Origin of the sequence: Janthinobacterium goodfellowi, assembly GCF_051380695.1 — a bacterium.
Classification (GTDB): domain Bacteria; phylum Pseudomonadota; class Gammaproteobacteria; order Burkholderiales; family Burkholderiaceae_D; genus Janthinobacterium.
Map to the genome: position 1 here is coordinate 487,098 of NZ_JBNYXN010000004.1, position 17,301 is coordinate 504,398.

General features: G+C 65.3%; 15 protein-coding genes. 5 read left to right on the plus strand and 10 right to left on the minus strand.

The annotated features are described in order from the left end of the window. Positions 1-34: 34 nt before the first annotated feature. On the plus strand, positions 35-937 hold the full coding sequence (gene cysM / locus ACQ4WQ_RS18165) for a cysteine synthase CysM (protein ID WP_436498960.1): 903 nt from the start codon (positions 35-37) through the stop codon (positions 935-937). Positions 938-1,037: 100 nt separating this feature from the next. Here cysM and ACQ4WQ_RS18170 read toward each other — a convergent pair whose 3' ends face one another. The 5 genes from ACQ4WQ_RS18170 to ACQ4WQ_RS18190 form a co-directional block, all read right to left on the minus strand. Further along, on the minus strand, positions 1,038-1,370 hold the full coding sequence (locus ACQ4WQ_RS18170) for a hypothetical protein (protein WP_034751784.1): 333 nt from the start codon (positions 1,368-1,370) through the stop codon (positions 1,038-1,040). Between the two features lie 438 nt (positions 1,371-1,808). Continuing rightward, positions 1,809-2,972, minus strand: coding sequence for a lytic murein transglycosylase B (gene mltB, locus ACQ4WQ_RS18175; protein ID WP_436498962.1), 1,164 nt, complete (start codon positions 2,970-2,972; stop codon positions 1,809-1,811). Continuing rightward, on the minus strand, positions 2,963-4,984 hold the full coding sequence (locus ACQ4WQ_RS18180; RefSeq protein WP_436498964.1) for a transglutaminase TgpA family protein: 2,022 nt from the start codon (positions 4,982-4,984) through the stop codon (positions 2,963-2,965). Before ACQ4WQ_RS18180 ends, mltB begins: the two co-directional genes overlap by 10 nt. Continuing rightward, on the minus strand, positions 4,981-5,958 hold the full coding sequence (locus ACQ4WQ_RS18185) for a DUF58 domain-containing protein (protein ID WP_436498966.1): 978 nt from the start codon (positions 5,956-5,958) through the stop codon (positions 4,981-4,983). The genes ACQ4WQ_RS18180 and ACQ4WQ_RS18185 overlap by 4 nt, the downstream gene beginning before the upstream one ends. Positions 5,959-5,963: 5 nt before the next feature. Next, a complete protein-coding gene (locus ACQ4WQ_RS18190) occupies positions 5,964-6,872 on the minus strand; it encodes an AAA family ATPase (RefSeq protein WP_436498968.1) in 909 nt (302 codons plus the stop codon). A 217-nt stretch (positions 6,873-7,089) separates the two neighbouring features. Here ACQ4WQ_RS18190 and ACQ4WQ_RS18195 point away from each other — a divergent pair, with 217 nt between their 5' ends. Next, entirely contained in the window at positions 7,090-8,016 is a 927-nt protein-coding gene (locus tag ACQ4WQ_RS18195) for a histone deacetylase family protein (RefSeq protein ID WP_436498970.1), read from the plus strand. 14 nt (positions 8,017-8,030) lie between these two features. Here ACQ4WQ_RS18195 and ACQ4WQ_RS18200 read toward each other — a convergent pair whose 3' ends face one another. Together ACQ4WQ_RS18200 and ACQ4WQ_RS18205 are read right to left on the minus strand one after the other, a co-directional pair. Further along, positions 8,031-8,357 carry a hypothetical protein gene (locus tag ACQ4WQ_RS18200; protein WP_326457613.1) on the minus strand — a complete coding sequence of 109 codons (327 nt, stop codon included), beginning with the start codon at positions 8,355-8,357 and terminating at the stop codon, positions 8,031-8,033. A gap of 161 nt (positions 8,358-8,518) precedes the next feature. Beyond that, entirely contained in the window at positions 8,519-9,316 is a 798-nt protein-coding gene (locus tag ACQ4WQ_RS18205) for a hypothetical protein (protein WP_436498972.1), read from the minus strand. A gap of 201 nt (positions 9,317-9,517) precedes the next feature. On the opposite strand from ACQ4WQ_RS18205, the gene ylqF reads away from it, so the two are divergent. Then, positions 9,518-10,465: a ribosome biogenesis GTPase YlqF gene (ylqF, locus tag ACQ4WQ_RS18210; protein WP_071650173.1), complete on the plus strand. Its 948-nt coding sequence runs from the start codon at positions 9,518-9,520 to the stop codon at positions 10,463-10,465. Positions 10,466-10,537: 72 nt separating this feature from the next. Here ylqF and ACQ4WQ_RS18215 read toward each other — a convergent pair whose 3' ends face one another. After that, positions 10,538-11,341 (minus strand): DODA-type extradiol aromatic ring-opening family dioxygenase, encoded by an 804-nt coding sequence (locus tag ACQ4WQ_RS18215; protein WP_436498974.1) that lies wholly within the window; start codon positions 11,339-11,341, stop codon positions 10,538-10,540. Positions 11,342-11,453: 112 nt separating this feature from the next. On the opposite strand from ACQ4WQ_RS18215, the gene ACQ4WQ_RS18220 reads away from it, so the two are divergent. After that, entirely contained in the window at positions 11,454-12,344 is an 891-nt protein-coding gene (locus tag ACQ4WQ_RS18220) for a LysR family transcriptional regulator (protein ID WP_436498976.1), read from the plus strand. Here ACQ4WQ_RS18220 and ACQ4WQ_RS18225 read toward each other — a convergent pair whose 3' ends face one another. Together ACQ4WQ_RS18225 and ACQ4WQ_RS18230 are read right to left on the minus strand one after the other, a co-directional pair. Then, positions 12,345-13,229: a hypothetical protein gene (locus tag ACQ4WQ_RS18225; RefSeq protein ID WP_436498978.1), complete on the minus strand. Its 885-nt coding sequence runs from the start codon at positions 13,227-13,229 to the stop codon at positions 12,345-12,347. It lies immediately after the preceding gene. Next, a complete protein-coding gene (locus ACQ4WQ_RS18230; protein ID WP_436498980.1) occupies positions 13,226-15,478 on the minus strand; it encodes a M1 family metallopeptidase in 2,253 nt (750 codons plus the stop codon). The genes ACQ4WQ_RS18225 and ACQ4WQ_RS18230 overlap by 4 nt, the downstream gene beginning before the upstream one ends. 224 nt (positions 15,479-15,702) lie before the next feature. On the opposite strand from ACQ4WQ_RS18230, the gene ACQ4WQ_RS18235 reads away from it, so the two are divergent. Then, entirely contained in the window at positions 15,703-17,244 is a 1,542-nt protein-coding gene (locus ACQ4WQ_RS18235; protein WP_436498982.1) for a TonB-dependent receptor domain-containing protein, read from the plus strand. The last annotated feature ends 57 nt before the right edge of the window (positions 17,245-17,301 follow it).

The following is a 17,301-nucleotide window of genomic DNA, read 5'->3' on the forward strand; positions in this document are numbered from 1 at the left end:
ATGGGTCTTTGTTGAATCTACTCAAACAGACACGATGGCTTACAAGACACTTGAAGATACGATAGGCAATACCCCGCTGGTGCAGCTGACGCGCTTGCCGGGTGCCGATGCGCTTGCGCGCAACAATGTCATCCTGGGCAAGCTGGAAGGCAACAATCCGGCAGGCTCCGTGAAGGACCGCGCCGCCATGTCCATGCTCAAGCGCGCTGAAGAGCGCGGCGTCATCAAGCCGGGCGATACCTTGATCGAGGCGACCAGCGGCAATACGGGCATCGCGCTGGCCATGGCCGCCGCCTTGCGCGGCTACAAGATGTTGCTCTTGATGCCCGACAACCTCAGCGTGGAGCGCCGCCAGAGCATGGCCGCCTACGGCGCCGACATTTTATTGACGCCGAAGACGGGCGGCATGGAATATGCGCGCGACCTGGCCGAGCAGATGCAAAAGGATGGCCGCGGCATCATCCTCGACCAGTTCGCCAACGAAGACAATTCGCGCGCTCACTATGAAACGACGGGGCCGGAAATCTGGCGCGATACGAATGGACAAGTCACGCACTTCGTCAGCGCCATGGGCACGACGGGTACCATCATGGGCGTGTCGCGCTATTTGAAGGAGCAGAATCCCGCCATCCAGATCATCGGTGCCCAGCCCGAGGAAGGTTCGCAGATTCCCGGCATCCGCAAGTGGCCGGAAGCCTATCTGCCGAAAATCTACGACAAGTCGCGCGTCGACCAGGTGGAATACGTGAGTCAGGGCGTGGCCGAGCGCATGGCGCGCAGCCTGGCGGCGGAAGAGGGCTTGTTCTGCGGCATCTCGGCAGCCGGCGCGTGCGAAATCGCGCTGCGCATCTCGCAGACGGTGGAAAACGCGACGATCGTGTTCGTCGTGTGCGACCGCGGCGACCGTTATCTCTCGACCGGTGTCTTTCCTGCTTGATAGTTGATACGGGAAAATAATATCGGCCGGAACGGCCTGAGAACTGCTGGAAATACCCCCTCCCCATGGCGGGGAGGGAAAACCTGCGAAACTGGCAGGATCAGCCTTGTGGTGTTTCGCCTTCTTTAGGCTTGAATTGCTTGTCGCTGATACGGAATTTGTTACGACGGTCACCCATCAGGTAACGCAGGTCGCGGATGCTCAGGTCGCTGACTTCGTGCATGCGGATCAGCAGCGATGCGCCGACCGGCAGGCGGTGGTGGCGGATTTTGCTGATGACCGGCGGCGCCACTTCCAGCGCGCGGGACAAGGCTGCGTCGTTTTTCAGGCGCAGGTTTTCGATCAGGGTATCGAGCAGTCTGTTTGGGTTGTACTGAAGCAGATCGTCGGAGTCCGAATCGCTGTTCATATCAATGCCGACTTGGTTTGTCATGATGTTGTTGTTCCTTCTGTAGTTGCACTGCAAAGTAAAAAACACTCGGAGCTCGCTCTTGCTGCGTTCATGTTCATTCTTTACTAAAAGGAACGAATTCACACACGGTACGATCCGGGAGACAGTTTTTCATGATATATACACAATTGTACAACAGGATTCAATTTCAAGCTGGAAAGCCCGATAATCTTGCTTTGTACAGAATCGGCGTTGTCTAGTTGCAACACCTATTTATTCTTTATTATGCTCTATGATAGAACAAAAATTGTACTTTGACAAAAGTTAAGTATAAAACCATTACTGCATCCCGTGCCGCACAAAGGCTGGCGAGCGAGGCTGGCACTTGTTATCGGCCCTACCATAGACGTGTTTGTTGGCCGCTTCAACATCCCTTACGCTTTCTTACAAGTAATATTATAACTTTACACTGACTTTCGGTTAGCGTGCGCGCACTTGACTGATGGCCTTGCCCAGGTCGATGACCGACATGGCATAAAAATAACTTCTGTTGTACTGAGTTATAGCAAAGAAGTTATTGGTTGCCAAGTGATACTCAGTTGCTTCTGAACCATTTTGTAAGTCGATCAGGCCGAACAACATGTTCTGGGGTGTGGACGGGGCCGCACTCACGCCGGCCTCCTGCAATTCCGCCAGCCGGTACTTGGCCTGCAAGCCCTGGCCGACGAACTTTTCCCACGTGCGGCTGGCCGAGACGGTGACGGGATACGTGCTGATGGCCGGGTCGTCGCGGCGCCAGCCATGTTCGACGAGGAAATGCGCGACGCTGCCGATGGCGTCGGCCGTGGAATTGCGCAAGTCGATATGACTATCGCCATCGAAGTCCACCGCATATTTCATGATGCTGCTGGGCATGAATTGCGGCAAGCCAATGGCGCCCGCATACGAGCCGAGCAGGGTCAATGGATCGATGCCATCCTTGCGCGCGTACAGCAGCGCGTTTTCCAGCTCGCCCTTGAAAAATTCCATGCGCGCGGCCCGCGTCGGGCTTTCAGGATAGGAAAACGCCAGGGTGGTCAGCGCGTCGAGCACGCGGAAACGGCCCGTATTGCGTCCGTACACGGTTTCCACGCCGATGATGCCGACGATGATCTCGGCCGGCACGCCATATTCGCGTTCGGCGCGCGCCAGCGCTTCCGCATTCTCTTCCCAGAATTTCACGCCCGCATTGATGCGCACCGGTTCGATGAAGCGGGCGCTGTACGCTTGCCAGTTCTTCGGCTTGCCGGGCGGGGCCGGCTTCATCAGCTGCACGGTCGACTCGACATAGCGCACCTTGCCGATCAGGGTATCGAGTTCGGCGCGGTCAAAGCCATGCTTGGCGGACATTTCATCGAGGAAGGCGCGGACCTCTTTCCAGTTGGCATAGTCGACGAATTCGCCTTCGAAGTCGAATTTTGCCGGTGCTTTTTTGGCTGCCGCCTTGGCGGGCGGTGCCTTGGCCGCGCGCATGGCACGGGCACGGTCGGCGGCCGAAATATGGCTGTTTTCGCCAGCGTGCGCGATGGACAGGCACAGGGGAAGGGAGAGGAGCAGGGACAGGGCGGAGGTTTTGATCGGTAACAAGGAGCGTCTCATCGGCATTGGGTTAACAGGCGGCGCAAGCTGCGCCGCGCGCGCAATTGTTCGTCTGGGTTGGCATTACCATACTTCATCGCGGCATAGATTGCCAGAAACTCTGCGATGGCGGCGTGCGCCTCTTGTGTGGCCTGGCCCGCGGCCAGCCTGGCAGCATAACCGTGCGGGCCTTCATGCGGCGCACGGCTGTAGCCGCGCCGCGCCTGCTGGCGGCAAAACTGCGCGTACAGGCGGTCGAGCGGATCGCCTTGCCGCGCCTGCCGCCACCAGACCAGTCCACCGGCCACGGCGGACAGCAGGGCCAGCACGGCGCAAGCGAATGCCAGCTTCTTCGCTGGCAAGTTTTTCAAGTGTTCAAGCATGGCGCGCTGGCGCTGCGGCGTGGTATCGAGCACCCAGCTGTTCCACGCGTGCTCGGCCTTCTGCCATTGCTGGCGCCACGCGGCAAAGGCACCGCGCGCGCCGCCATTGAGGCCGGCCAAGGCGCGCCATGCCGTCAGCGGCGACGGGGGCGGCGGCAGGGCGGCATCGAGGTTGCGCTGCGTGCGCAGGGGCGCGACGGCGCCGGTGGGATCGATGCGCACCCAGCCCCGGCCCGCCAGCCACACTTCGCTCCAGGCATGGGCGTCGGACTGGCGCACGCTCACACTGTTGTCCGTATCGTTGCGCTGGCCGCCCTGGTAGCCGGTGACGACGCGCGCGGGGATGCCCATGGCGCGCATCAGCACGACAAAGCTGCCCGCGTAATGTTCGCAAAAGCCCGCCTGCGTGCGAAACAGGAAGTCGTCGACGCCATGCTTGCCCAGCAGCGGCGGCTGCAGGGTGTAGCGGAAAGGCGCGCGGCGGAAATGCTCGAGCACGGCGGCGACGGCATCGGTGGGGGCCAGCGCGTGCGCGCCGCTGCCGCGCAGGGCGCGGGCCCAGGCCACGCTGCGCGGATTGCTGCCAGCGGGTAAGGCCAGCCATGGCTGTTGCTGCGCGGCTGGCAAGCCGGCCTGCAGCCGGTAGCGGGGCTGGGAACTGACGCGGTAACGCACGGTCGAAGTAATGGGCTGGATGGTCAGCACTTCCAGCGCGGACGAGACGACATACGGGTTGCCGGGCAAGCGTTCGATGCTGCGCGGCACGTCAAGCGCGAAGATGCGCCGCTGGCCGCTCGCCTGCAAGGTCACCTCGTATTGGCTGGGCTGGCCTTCCAGCGCGATGTCGATGCGGCTGTCGCTGGCTGGCGCGCGGCCCTTCGCGCCCCGGCGCGTCCAGGTGGCGCCGTCGAAGTCGCCCAGCACCACGCCGCGCCAGTACAGCTGGTCTTGCGGCGGGAGCGGCGTGCTGAAACGGGCCGTGAAGACGGGGTCGCTTGACAGGGCCAGCGAGGCGATGGCGCCCGGCTGCATGCTGTCGGACAAGCCCGTGCGCGCCTGGGCGTCTTCTGGCCCAGCGCCCCACAAGGGGCCGTCGACGCGCGGCACGGCAAGAAACATCACGGCCGACAGGGGAAGGGCCAGCGCCAGCATGCGTCCCAGCAAACTTAACCGTTGCGCCAGGCGCGGTTGCACGGCGCCGTACTGGGCCGACAGCAGGGCGGCCAGCAGGACGATGACGGTGGCCAGCATCCAGGCCGCGCTGAGGATGCCTTGCGCATGGAAAAAGTTCGCCAGCAGGAGGAAAAAACTGAGGAAGACGAAGACGAAGATGTCGCGCCGGCCATGCATTTCCAGCGATTTCAAGGCGAGCAGCAAGGCCAGCAGGGCCACGCCGGGATCGCGTCCCAGCACAGTGCCATAGCTGGCGTAGACGCCGGCGATGCCCAGCAAAGCCAGCGGCGCGAGCAGGGTTAGCGGCGGCTGGCGCCGGCCCCGCACGGTGATCACGGCGCGCCACAGCAGCAGGGCGGCGCTTGCCGCCGACAGCCACGGGGGCAGGTGCAGCGCGTGCGGCGCCAGCACCATGGCGGCGGCCAGCAGCAACAGCACAATGTCCGCCTTGTCGCGCGGCAACGTGGCCAGCCATTGCCTCATGCCATGGCCTCATGCTGTGGCAGATCGTGCAGGGCCAGCGCGCGCAAACAGGCGTCGCGCTGGCTGGCACCCAGGGCCGGCGTTAGCGTCAGCGCGCCCAGGCGCAAGCCGTACGGCAAACCCGTGCGTTCGGCCTGCAGCACCCAGGCGGCCAGGCGCGACAGACGCGCTTCCGGCGTCAGCGCGTGCAGGGCGGCGTCATCGAGCATGAGATTGCCACGGGACGCGCCCGCCGGCGCGTCGGCGCCAGGCTGGAATTGTTTGCTGAATACATGCTCGCCGTCATGGCGCGCGATCTGGCGCCAGGCCAGGCGGTGCAAAGGGTCGCCGGGCTGGTAGGCGCGCACGCCGGCCAGTTCCAGGGCGCCGCCGGGCGAGTCTGGCTGCCGTGCCTGTTGTGCCGTGCCGGCAGGCAAGGGCAGCGGCGGCGCGTTGTGCTCGGGCTGCGGATATACGAGCACGCGCGCATCCGGTTGCCAGTGGCACCAGGCAACAAACAGGCCCAGCGGAAAACTGCCGGACAGGCGCACGGGAGGCGCAATGAGCCAGCCGCGTTGCCGCGCCGCCACGACGATGCTGACGGCCGTTTCGCCGTGGGCGGCGATGTCGGCCAGGCTGGGCGCTGCCGGCGAATCGCTCGCGGCCAGGTGGATCGCATGGCGCGGGCGCGCGCTGCGGTTGATCAGACGCAAGGTGAACGAGGCGTGGCTGCCCGCGAACACGGGGCTGTCCGGCGTGGCAGCCAGTGCCAGGCCCGCCAGGTTGCGGCTTGTAAACAGCATGTCGGCGATGGCGCAGGCGGCGGCGAAATACGCGAGCGCATAACCGAGGCCCAGGCGGTAATTGACGGCGGCGATCCACAGCGCCAGCAGCAGCGCGGCAAACGCCAGGCCCGCGCGCGAAGGGCGGATGTGCACGCGCTGCGTACCCAGCCAGGGGCGCGCCGGCAGCCAAGAGATATTGCGCCAGCGCATGCCGGTCAGACGGGAATGCTCAACAGCATGTGCTGCAGCAGCGCGCGGCTGTCCACGGACCCTTGCGCCGCATGCAGGCGGTGGGCGCAGACGGGCAGCAGCACGGCTTGCACATCGTCGGGCGTGACGTGGTCGCGTCCGGCCAGGGCGGCCCAGGCGCGCGCCGCCTGCAGCAGGGCTAGCGCGGCGCGCGGGCTGAGGCCATCGGCAAACACGCCCGGCGCGCGCGTGGCATGCACGAGGGCCAGCACGTAGTCGACGACGGCGGCCGAGGCGTGGATGGCGCGCAGGCCCGCTTGCGCCTGCAGCAATTCTTCCGCGTTCATGACGGCCGGCAAGGTTTGCAGCATGGCGCGGCGGTCGGCGCCCAGCAGCAGCGCCCGTTCGGCGGCCGCATCGGGGTAGCCCAAGGTGACGCACATGAGAAAACGGTCGAGCTGCGATTCGGGCAGGGGGAAGGTGCCCAGCTGGTGCGCGCAGTTCTGCGTGGCGATGACGAAAAACGGCTGCGGCAGCGCATGCGTGACGCCGTCGAGCGTCACTTGCCGCTCCTCCATCGCTTCGAGCAAGCCCGATTGCGTCTTCGGCGTGGCGCGGTTGATCTCGTCGGCCAGCAGCACTTGCGTGAACAGGGGGCCGGGATGAAAGAGGAAGCTGCCGCTGCCCCGGTCATACACGCTCATGCCGGCCACGTCGGCGGGCAGCAGGTCGCTGGTAAATTGCTGTCGCTTCCATTGCAGGCCCAGCGAGATGGCCAGCGCATGGGCCAGGGTTGTCTTGCCCACGCCGGGCACGTCTTCGATCAGCAGGTGGCCGCCGGCCAGCACGCAGGCGAGGGTCTGGCGGATCTGCAAGTGTTTGCCGACGAGAACTTCGCCGATCTGCTGTGCGGCCTGGTGTATTTTCGAAAACATGCTATTTCTATCACAGTAAGTCGGATTATTTAATTTACAATCGCTTTGGCCAGGTCAAACCGTGCCGCCCGCCCGTTGCGCGCACGTGGTAGATTAGAGAGGCAGCGACGGCGGCACAGACCAGCCAGTGATTTTATGCGAGAACGCGCAGGGCGAACAGGAATGCCATGCAGTGTTCCCGGAGAATGGACAGAGACAGAGGTAACCAGTACAGCGCATGAGCACAGCCATTTATACCCATCCCGATTGCCAGCGCCATGAAATGGGCGACTGGCACCCAGAATCGCCGGCCCGCTTGCAGGCCATCAATGATCAATTGATCCTCGCGCACATCAGCGACCTGGTCGAGCACCGCGACGGCGTGCGCGCGCAATTGTCCGATATCGAGCGCAACCACAGCGCCACGGCCATCGGCCTGGTGCGCGACAATGTGCCGCCCGAGGGCGATTACTATCCGCTCGACGGCGACACCCTGCTCAACGCGCACAGCTACGAAGCGGCGCTGGCCGCGGCTGGCTCGGCCGTGGCCGCCACGGACGCCGTCATCGATGGCGAGATCAGCAACGCCTTCTGCGCGATCCGCCCGCCCGGCCACCATGCGCGGCCCAGCGAACCCATGGGTTTTTGCCTGTTCAATAATGTCGCCATCGCCGCCAAGCATGCGCTCGACGTGCGGGGCCTCGAGCGCGTCGCCATCGTCGATTTCGACGTGCACCATGGCAATGGCACGGCCGAATCCGTGGCGCACGATCCGCGCATCCTGATGGTGAGTTTTTTCCAGCACCCGTTCTATCCGTACAGCGATGTCGAGTCCTACACGGACACGCGCGTCAACGTGCCCGTGCCGGCCCGCTCGAAGGGCGACGTCGTGCGCCAGCTGGTGCTCGACCACTGGCTGCCCGCGCTGCACCGGCAGCAGCCGCAGATGATTTTCATTTCCGCCGGTTTCGACGCCCACCGCGAAGACGACGTGGGCGGCATGGGCCTGGTGGAGGCCGACTACACGTGGCTGACGCAGCAGATGATGGCCGTGGCCAATCAATATGGCAAGGGCCGCATCGTCAGCTGCCTGGAAGGGGGCTACAACCTGTCGTCCCTGGGCCGCAGCGTGGCGGCGCACGTGAAGGCGCTGGCGGAACTGTAACGGCGCAGTTTTCACTACAGCAAGGTGGGACGGCTGCCGGAGTTCGTGTGGCGGTGGGTCTGGTAGTCGAGCGCATCGCCGGCCATGAAGCGGTGCCAGGCTTGCGTGTAGACGTGCGATGATTTATCCGCATCAAAACTGTCGAGCTGCAACATGTCGCGGTGGTGCTTGATTTCATTGACCAATTGGTCGTACAGCATTTGCAAGCCATAGCTGTCGGCGCTCTGGCGTTTCAATCGCTCTTCCAGCTGCGCCACTTGCCCCTGCAATTGCCGGCATTCCTTCTTCCAGTCATTGCGCGGCACGCGCTCGGGCGCCTTGCCAGTGTCTTCCTTCATCATATCGAACTATCCCCATCGCCTATCTCCCTGCACCTGGCGCTAGCCAGCCTGGAAATAATTGCTTTTCATTTAAGAGGCGATATTAGAGCACACTTTTTTATTACTCTCAGTAAATAAAAAAATCCTTGTGGAAATACTTGACCTGGCTTCCCCGCTGCGCATCATTGCTGCTGCGCTGCCCTCAACGGCGCCGCAGGGGCGGCTCCGGCCATTTTTTCGTCGTCGGCGTAAGTCAGGGTCAGCAGGGTATTGTCGTCCCAGTTCGCGTCATGCAGTGGCGGCACGTAGCGCTGGCGGTCTTCCGTGACGCGGATGTCCAGCGTGCGCTCGCCCGAGCGCGCCTGCACGGCAAGCAGCTTGCGGAACACGGGAAACGGCACGTGGATCAGCGACGAGTGGCACGGTCCGCCCGCCAGGCGGAACAGGTTGCGCCGCACAAACGGCAGATCATCCTGCTCGACGGCCCAGCGGATTTCGCATTCCAAGCGCAGGTCGCCCAGGCGGCGCACGTTCTGGGGCAGGCCCGGCGTGTGGATGTCGGCGCGCCAGCGCACGGTGTCGCGCTTCTTGTTGCTGACTAGGTCGGCATTCGCATCGTAGGCGGTCTTGTCGCGCGTCAAGGTGAAACCGCCGTCCGCCGCCAGCGGCACGGGGATGGACAGGTTGTCGGCCGACAGGTGCAGGGTCACGCCTTCGAGCCTGGCCTTCGGCGTGGCGGGGATCAGCATGAAGCGCAGCGGCGCGCCAGGCGCCAGGCGCTGGTGGTCGGCATACGCATCGAGTCCCTTGAGCATGGTGCGGTAGGGGCGCAGGTCGGGGTCGCGCGTGCCTTGCACATCGACAATCTGCTGCATTTCCTGGTTCGCTGCGTCGCCTGGCCCCGCCGGCTGTTCCTGGGCCATGGCGGGCAGCAGGCAGGCGCAAAGGGGGGCGAGGAGAAAAAAACGGGGAAGATGCATGGAAGGCGTGCCAGGTTGTGCTTGCAATGGGGAAACCGGCCAGGCTGGACGGACTGCGGATATTATCATTCGTGTAACTGCTAAATTATCACCAATTGTCTCGTTCGCGTCGCACGGCTGGCGCTGGCGGCGGAAAATGGGACGTCGCGGCGGCAACCACGTAAAATAGCGGATTGACCGAACGATTTTGAAAGCAAGAGCATGGCGATACAATGGTACCCAGGACACATGAACGCGGCCCGCAAGAAAGCGGCCGAGACCATGGAAAACACCGATCTGGTGATTGAAGTGGTGGACGCGCGCCTGCCGGCAGCCAGCTGCAATCCCATGGTGGACGAGCTGCGCCTGTTCCGCCAGCGCCCTTGCCTGAAAATCCTCAACAAGACAGACCTGGCCGATCCTGCCGCGACCGCCGCCTGGGTGGCGTACTTTAATGCACAGGAAGGCGTGACCGCGTATGCGATGACGACCAAGAAGCCGGGCGACGTGGCGCGCATCCCGGACCTTGCCAAGTCGCTGGCGCCGCACCGTGGCGTGCCGACCAAGCCGCTGCGCATCATGATCATGGGCATCCCCAACGTGGGCAAGTCGACCCTGATGAACGCGCTCTTGAAAAAACGCGTGGCCAAGGTGGGCGACGAGCCGGCCGTGACGAAAATGCAGCAAAAGCTGTACCTGGACAAGAACACCATCCTCGTCGATACGCCCGGCATGCTGTGGCCGAAGATCGCCATCCCCAGCGACGGCCTGATGCTGGCGGCCAGCCACGCCATCGGCTCGAACGCGCTGATCGAAGAGGAAGTGGCCGTGTTTCTGGCCGAGGAATTGCTCAAGCGCTACCCGGACTTGCTGGCAACCCGCTACGGCACCAAGATCGGCGAAGTCGATGCCATCGGCGTGGTCGAGGGCATCGCCGCCAAGCGCGGCTTCCGCATCAAGGGCGGCGACTACGATTTCGAGAAAGCCTCGCACACCCTGCTGCTCGACTACCGCAGCGGCATCCTCGGGCGCATCTCGCTGGAAACGCCGGACACGCGCGCGGCCCTGATGGCCCAGCACGCGGCCGAGATGGCGGAAAAAGCGGCCAAGGCAGCGGAAATTGCCGCCGAAAAGGCGAAGAATGCGGCGCGGGGCAAGCGCGGCACCTGATTCAAGTTATACCCTCCATGTAAAAAGCGCCGCGACATCACTGTCGCGGCGCTTTTTTTCTGCGCTGGCGGGTTATCCGAATCTGAAACTGGTCACCGCCAGCGCCCCAAAGAAATCCTCTTCGTGATACACGACCTGCGCCGCTTCCTGCTCTGCCGCGCCGAGCGCCACCATCAGCGGCAGCAGATGGTCTTCCTGCGGGTGGGCCTGGCGCGCGCCCGGCGCCCGGTCCCAGGCCAGCAACTGTTCCAGCCGCTGCTGTGGCGGCAAGGCCATCGTCTGGCGCAGCCAGGCGTCGAACTGGTGCGAGGCGACGGCGCCCGCCTGGCCGAACTGGCGCAGGTTATGGTAACTCAGGCCGCTGCCGACGATCAGCACGCCTTGTCGGCGCAGGCCGGCCAGCGCGCGGCCCACTTCGACGTGCGTGAGCGGATCGTAGCCGTGTTTCAGCGACAGCTGCACCAGCGGCACGTCCGCCTGTGGATAGATGGGGAACAGGGCGCTGAAGGTGCCGTGGTCGAAGCCGCGCTCGTGGTCGAGGCGCGCCGGGTGGCCGGCCGCATCGAGCAACTGTTTTACCTGCGCCGCCAGCTCCGGCGCGCCCGGCGCCGGGTACTGGATTTGATAGGTGTGCGGCGGAAAGCCCGAATAATCGTAGATCATGCCCGGCTTGGAGCTGGCCGAGACGAGAAACTGCGGCCCTTCCCAATGCGCCGTCACGACCAGCACGGCTTTCGGGCGCGCGCCGATCTGGCGCGGGATATCCTGCAACGATGCTTCGAGCACGTCGTAGCGGCCGCCGAACTGGTCTTTCATGAACGGCCACGGGCCACCGCCGTGCGACAGGAAATAGGTGGGGAAGGTGTGCTCTTGCATGGCGGCTCCGGAGTGGAATGACTGATGCTATCGATGATAGTCATGCGCGGTCAGTTGATCAAGATCGTAATTATTGATATATCATTTCCATTTTGTTGATGATGGGGCAGTCATGGATACCTTGCGCAGCATGCGCGTGTTTCGCGCCGTAGTGGAGCTGGACAGTTTTGTGCGGGCCAGCGAGCGCCTCGATCTGTCGCCGGCCATGGTCAGCAAGCACGTGATGCACCTGGAACGCCACCTGGGCGCGCGCCTGCTGAACCGCAGCAGCCGCCACCTGAGCCTGACGGAAATCGGCAAGGTGTATTTTGAACAGTGCCGCGACATGCTCGACAACCTCGACGAAGTGGAAGCGACCGTGGGCCGCACGACGGTGGTGCCGCGCGGCATGCTGCGCCTGAGCGCGCCCGTCTGGTTCGCCAACGCCATCTTTACGCGCACCCTGGCCGCCTACCGTGAACGTTTTCCGGAAGTGACGTTCGACATCGATCTGAGCGGCCGCGTGGTGAACCTGGTGGAAGAGGGCTTCGACCTGGCCCTGCGCGTGAGCCAGGCCCCATCGCCGACCCTGATCGCGCGGCCCATCGGCAGCATCGAATTCCACCTGGTGGCCGCGCCCGCCTACCTGGCGCGCGCGGGCCGGCCGCAACTGCCGCAGGATCTGGCGCAGCATGCCATGATCAGCTATTCCTTGCTGGCGAACGGCAATGAGCTGGCCTTCGACGGGCCGCAGGGCCGCGAAACGGTGAAGTTCTCGCCCGTGCTGCAATGTAATAACGAAAGCCTGCTGCACGCGGCCGCGCTCGACGGCATGGGCATCGCCCTGCTGCCGTCGTGGCAGACGGATGCGGACCTGGCGGCGGGGCGGCTGGTGCGCCTCTTCGACGATTTCAAGCTGGCGGGCGGCAAGGTGTACGCCGTCTACACGAGCCGACGCTACCTGTCCTCGAAAGTGCGCACCTTCATCGACTTCCTCGCCGATGAAGGGCGCCTGGGGGCCTGACTAGGCGATTGAACGCTTGACGTCGATCAGCGCGAACAGGCGCGCGCTGCGCATCCACGCCAGCGCCAGCGCCGCCAGCTGCGTGACCAGCAAGCCGGCCACGATGGCCAGCGGACCGGGGCCGGCCAGGTTCAGCCGTGCCACGCCCAGCAGCGCATACAGCGCCAGTCCCAGCACGGTGATGACGAGGTAGATGGCCAGGCAAGCCAGCGGACGCCGGCGCAGCATGCCGAGCCCGCGCCACCAGGCCTTGACGGCCGAGGTGCGGCGCCGGTCGACGGCCAGCGCCGCGCGGCCCGCGTCGAGCGTGGCGCAGGCCAGCAGGAACAGCACGCCTGCGAGCAGCAAGGCCAGGTGGCGGGCCAGGTCGGCGTCGGCTTCCAGGATGGCTGTCGCCCCGTGTCTGTCGGCCAGTTTCAGCGCGCCGGCGCCGATCGCCAGCGCCACGCCCAGCGGCACGATGCTCCACAACAGCATGCGCAGCATGCGGCCGTATTCGCTGAAGGCGCCCGTCAGCAGGGCACCGAAACCCGGTGGCGCGGGGGAGCGTGCGGCCGTTACCACCAGGCCGCTCAGCAGCGGCGACAGCAGCAGGGTCAGGACGATGGCGGCGATGGCGGCCTGGCTGATGGCGGCGCCATTGCGGCTGGCATTGGCGACGAGGTCGGCCACGGTCATCAGGTCGAGTTGCTGCGCCAGCGCTGCCGCATGGATGGCCTGATCGAGGCTGGCGCCCAGGGTGCGCCAGAGGGGAATGACGGCAACGATGGTAGGAATCAGCAGCAGGCCCGCCCACAGCAGCAGCAAGCGCCATTGCAGGGCGGCGCGGCTGGCGCGGGTGGTCAGGGTCAGGCCGCTGGCCCGTGGCGTGGAAGTGGCGCTCATACGATGGCGATCAGGGAAAGCAGGTATTGGAAGGCGGCGGCGATGTCGAGGCTCCAGCGTCGCGCGGCCGAGGTATCGGCCTTCAGGGTGCGGCTGTCATCGAGCTTGTTGACGTCGAGGTAGTGCACGCGTTCGGGATCGAGTTCGGCCGAGACGGCCTTCACGGGCTTGCTCCAGGTGTAGCGCTGCCACAGCTGCCCGTTGTCCCACACCACGCGTTCGGAGCTGCCGTCGGCGAACTTCACCAGCAGCACCTGCGGCACGGGCGCGCCGCGGCGGCGCAGCACCACGCTGGTCAGATAGGGATACGGCCCGGTGCCGGGCTTGGCGTCCGGATGCGCCTTGTCCCACGCCTCGCGCACCTTGTCCTCTTCTTTTTCCAGCGCCTCGGGCGTATGTTCCACGCGCTTGCCGTTCACCAGCGCCAGGCCGGCCAGCGGCGTCTGCTCTTCGCTGGTGAAGCTGCCGATGCGGTCGTCGATATTCGCGCTGGCATGGACTTGCTGCGCGAAGACCTGTTCCACGATGCGCCGCTGGCCCGTCGCTTCGGCCAGCGCTTCGCGCAGGTCGGCCACGCTGGGATGGCGGAATTTCCACTGTTCGTAATAGGCCTTGAAGCCCCGTTCCATGGCCTCGCTGCCGATGCGCGCTTCCAGGTCGCGCAGGGTGATGGCCGTGCGGCTGTACACGGGCCCCACGCCCTGCAGGCGGTTCCAGGCATTCTGGCCCAGCGGGTCGGCCGCATCCTGGCGCGGCGCGGCCATGCGCTCGGCCTCGAAGACCTTGAAGGCGGGAGCGAAGCCCAGGCGCTTGAGCAGGGGCGTGGTGGCGTGGATGTCCTGGCCGCGCGCGCGCAGCATGCGCTGGTCCCAGTACTCGTTCAAGCCTTCGTCGAGGATCGGTTCCTCGAATTCGTTCGAGGCCAGGATGCCGTAGAAATAGCCATGGCCGAATTCGTGGATGGTGACGAAGTCGAGGCCGAATCCGGCGATGGTCTTTGGCTTCAGGCTGGCGAAGCTCGAGGCGGTGATGAAGGTCGGGTATTCCATGCCGCCCGCTTCGGCCGCATTAAACGGCGGAATCACCACCGTCAGGGTCTTGTACGGATACGGGCCCAGGGTGCGCGAGAAATACGTGAGCGAGTCCTTGGCGGCCTGCAGCGCGGGCGCCGCGTTCGATGCGTACTCGGGCGGGTACAGCACCTGGATGGCCACGGGCGGGCTGCCAGGACCGCTCCAGCTGCCCGTCAATGGCGGCGCGCTGCGCTTGTCGGCCGTCCAGGCGAAATCGTGCACGTCGCCCTGCACGTAGTGATGCGTGAGCATGCCGTTCTTTTCCTGCGGCGCGCCCTGCAGTTCGCCCGTGGCGCCCACCGTGTAGCCCTTGGGCACGGTCAGCTTCACGTCGTAGTGGCCGAAGTCGGCGTAGAACTCCGAATTGAGGTGGAATTCGTGCGCGTTCCAGCGCGGCGCCGTGGCGCCCCGTTCGCCGGGCAGTTCCAGCACGGCGATCTTCGGGAACCACTGGCCCACCAGGTGGAAGCTGCCGAAATAGCCGGTGCGCGCGATGACGCGCGGCAGCTGGTCGAAGAAACGGATGTCGAGCGTCGTCTCGGCGCCCGGCGCGACGGCCTGCGGCAAGTCGACGCGCACCACGGTGCGGTCGGTGGCCGGGCCGTTGTCGGGCTGGACGAAATGCCAGGGCGCCGTGGTCCCGTTCTGCGTCATGCTGCGCAGTTCCATGTAGCCCCACTCGCCGTCGCGCGTGCCGACGCCCGAGCGGAAGCCCGTATCGAACTTGCGCTTCTCGGTAAAGAAGGTCGAATGCTCGCCTTCGAACGCATTCAGGTACAGATGCAGGTACACGCTGCTGACGGCTTGCGCGCTGCGGTTGCGCCAGCGCAGTTTCTGCCGGCCGTCGATCGTGTGCTTGACGGGATCGAGCGTCGCTTCGATCTGGTAGTCGACCACGCGGTCCGACAGGGTCGCTTGCGCGCCCGTGCGCGCGCCGCCCCAGGCGTTGCTGGTGCTGGGCGTGGCGACGGCGGCGGCATGTGGCGAAGCGAGGGCGATGCCGTCGGCGGACGGCGCCAGCGGCACGGCCGCGCTTGGCGGCTTGCCGTGGTCCGGCTGGGCGAACAGCTCGGCCTGCAGGGCCAGGCCGGCCAGCAGCAGGGCGGCGATGGCAAGGGCTTTGAACTTGCCCGGGAGGGGGACAATGCGGCGGCGCGGCGTGCTACGACTTTCCATGCGTGACTCCCACAGTGGCTTGTTGATTTTCAAATGCGGTCGGCTGCGCCCAGGATCGCCGGACGCTCGTTAATATACCTGTAAAAATTACAAATAAGCAATGAATTATGCTGGCAGCCCAGCGTGCTGTTGCGGCGCCGCGCGCCGTGCGTATAATGATTCGCTTTTGCCATCCTCCCGTTTCCCTACCGTGCGTGTCCCGGTAGCGCACCCAGCTTTCCGCCATGATGCCTGCCTCTTCCCCCCTGACCATCGCCATGCGCAGCTTGCTGCTGTATGCCCTGGCCATGCCGGCGTGCGCGCAGGAACTGGCGCAGCCGTCCGTGCCGCCGGCCGGCGTCACGCACGGCGATTTGTCCGCCGAACTGGCGCAGGGCGGCCAGCACAGCGTGCGCGCCGCCCTGTCGCGCGACCAGGACGGCATGTCGCTCGACGCGGCCATCGACGGCCTGCGCAATGGCAATTACCGCGATGGCAGCGTGTTTCACCAGCGCGGCTTCAATGGCGGCGCGGAATGGAAGCTGCGCCAGGGCCGCTTCGGCTTCAGCGCCGACCAGCTGAAGCAGGACACCCGCTATCCCGCGCCCGATGCGCCGTTCCTGTCCTTGCTGGCGGCCCGCCCGGAAGACCTGTACCGCTATGAGGTGCGGCGCGCCAGCGCCTTCGTGCAGCGCTATGTGGGCAGTTTCGAGCTGGGCGTGGAACTGTCGCAGCGGGAAAAGCGCGCCACGGCCCACTATGCGGGCGAGGATGGCAGCAGCGAGTCGAGCTACAGCAGCCGCCGCCGGCAACTGGCGCCCCGCGTGCGCCATTACGGCAAGGTGGGCAGCGTGGGCACGGATACGGAAGTGGGTCTGGACCTGATGCAGTGGCAGCGGCGCTCGGGCCGCGCGGGCGATGCGCAGCGCCGCCAGTACTCGCGCGCGCTGCTGTTGCGCGAAGAGCTTGCCTTCGGCGGCGCGTATGCGCCGCGCCTGCTGCTGGGGCTGCGGCATGAACAGTTCCAGCTCGACCCGGCCGACATGCCGGCCGGCGGCAGCGACTGGGAAAACCAGAATGCCTGGGACTTGCAGGGCAGCCTGCAGCTGCGCCCGCAGCTGAGCGTGTACGCCAAGGCCGCGCGCAGCTACCGCATCGATGACGATGGCTATACCCGCGCCGGCTACCGCCCCCTGGCGGGACAGCTGCGGCGCGAAATGGAAGTGGGTGCCACCTACGGCGACGCGGCGCGCAGCGCTTCCGTGCGCGTGTTCAGCGAGCGCCTGAGCAACCAGATCGTCTTCGACCAGAGCCTGGGTCAGCTGGGCTTTGCGGGCAACCTCGATCCTTCGCGCCGTGCCGGCATCGCCATCGAAGCGAGCATGGCGCTGGCGCGCGACTGGCGCCTCGACGCCCAGGTGCGCCAGGTGCATGCGCGCTATGACGATTACGCCTACGACGGCCCGGACATCGCCCTCGTGCCGAAAACCCTGGCCAGCCTGCGCCTGTACTGGACGGGGCAGGGCGGCGCCAGTGCCGACGTGGGCGTGCAATGGCTGCGCGCGCTGCGCTACGGCCCCGATTTCGCCGGCAGCTGCCTGGCGCAAGTGCCCGCGTTCGCCACCGTGGACGGGCGCTATGTGCGCAAGCTGGGCGCCTGGGAGCTGGAACTGGCCGGCAGCAACCTGGCCAACCGCCGCCATTACGGCGATGCGCCGGGCTGCCGCTCCAGCATTTACCTCAACGACGCGCGCCAGTTGCGCGTGTCGGCGCGCTACCATTTCTGAGGCAGCGGCGCGGCGGCGCTTAAAAGCGGCTTAATCGGGCGCAAACGGAGCGCGTAA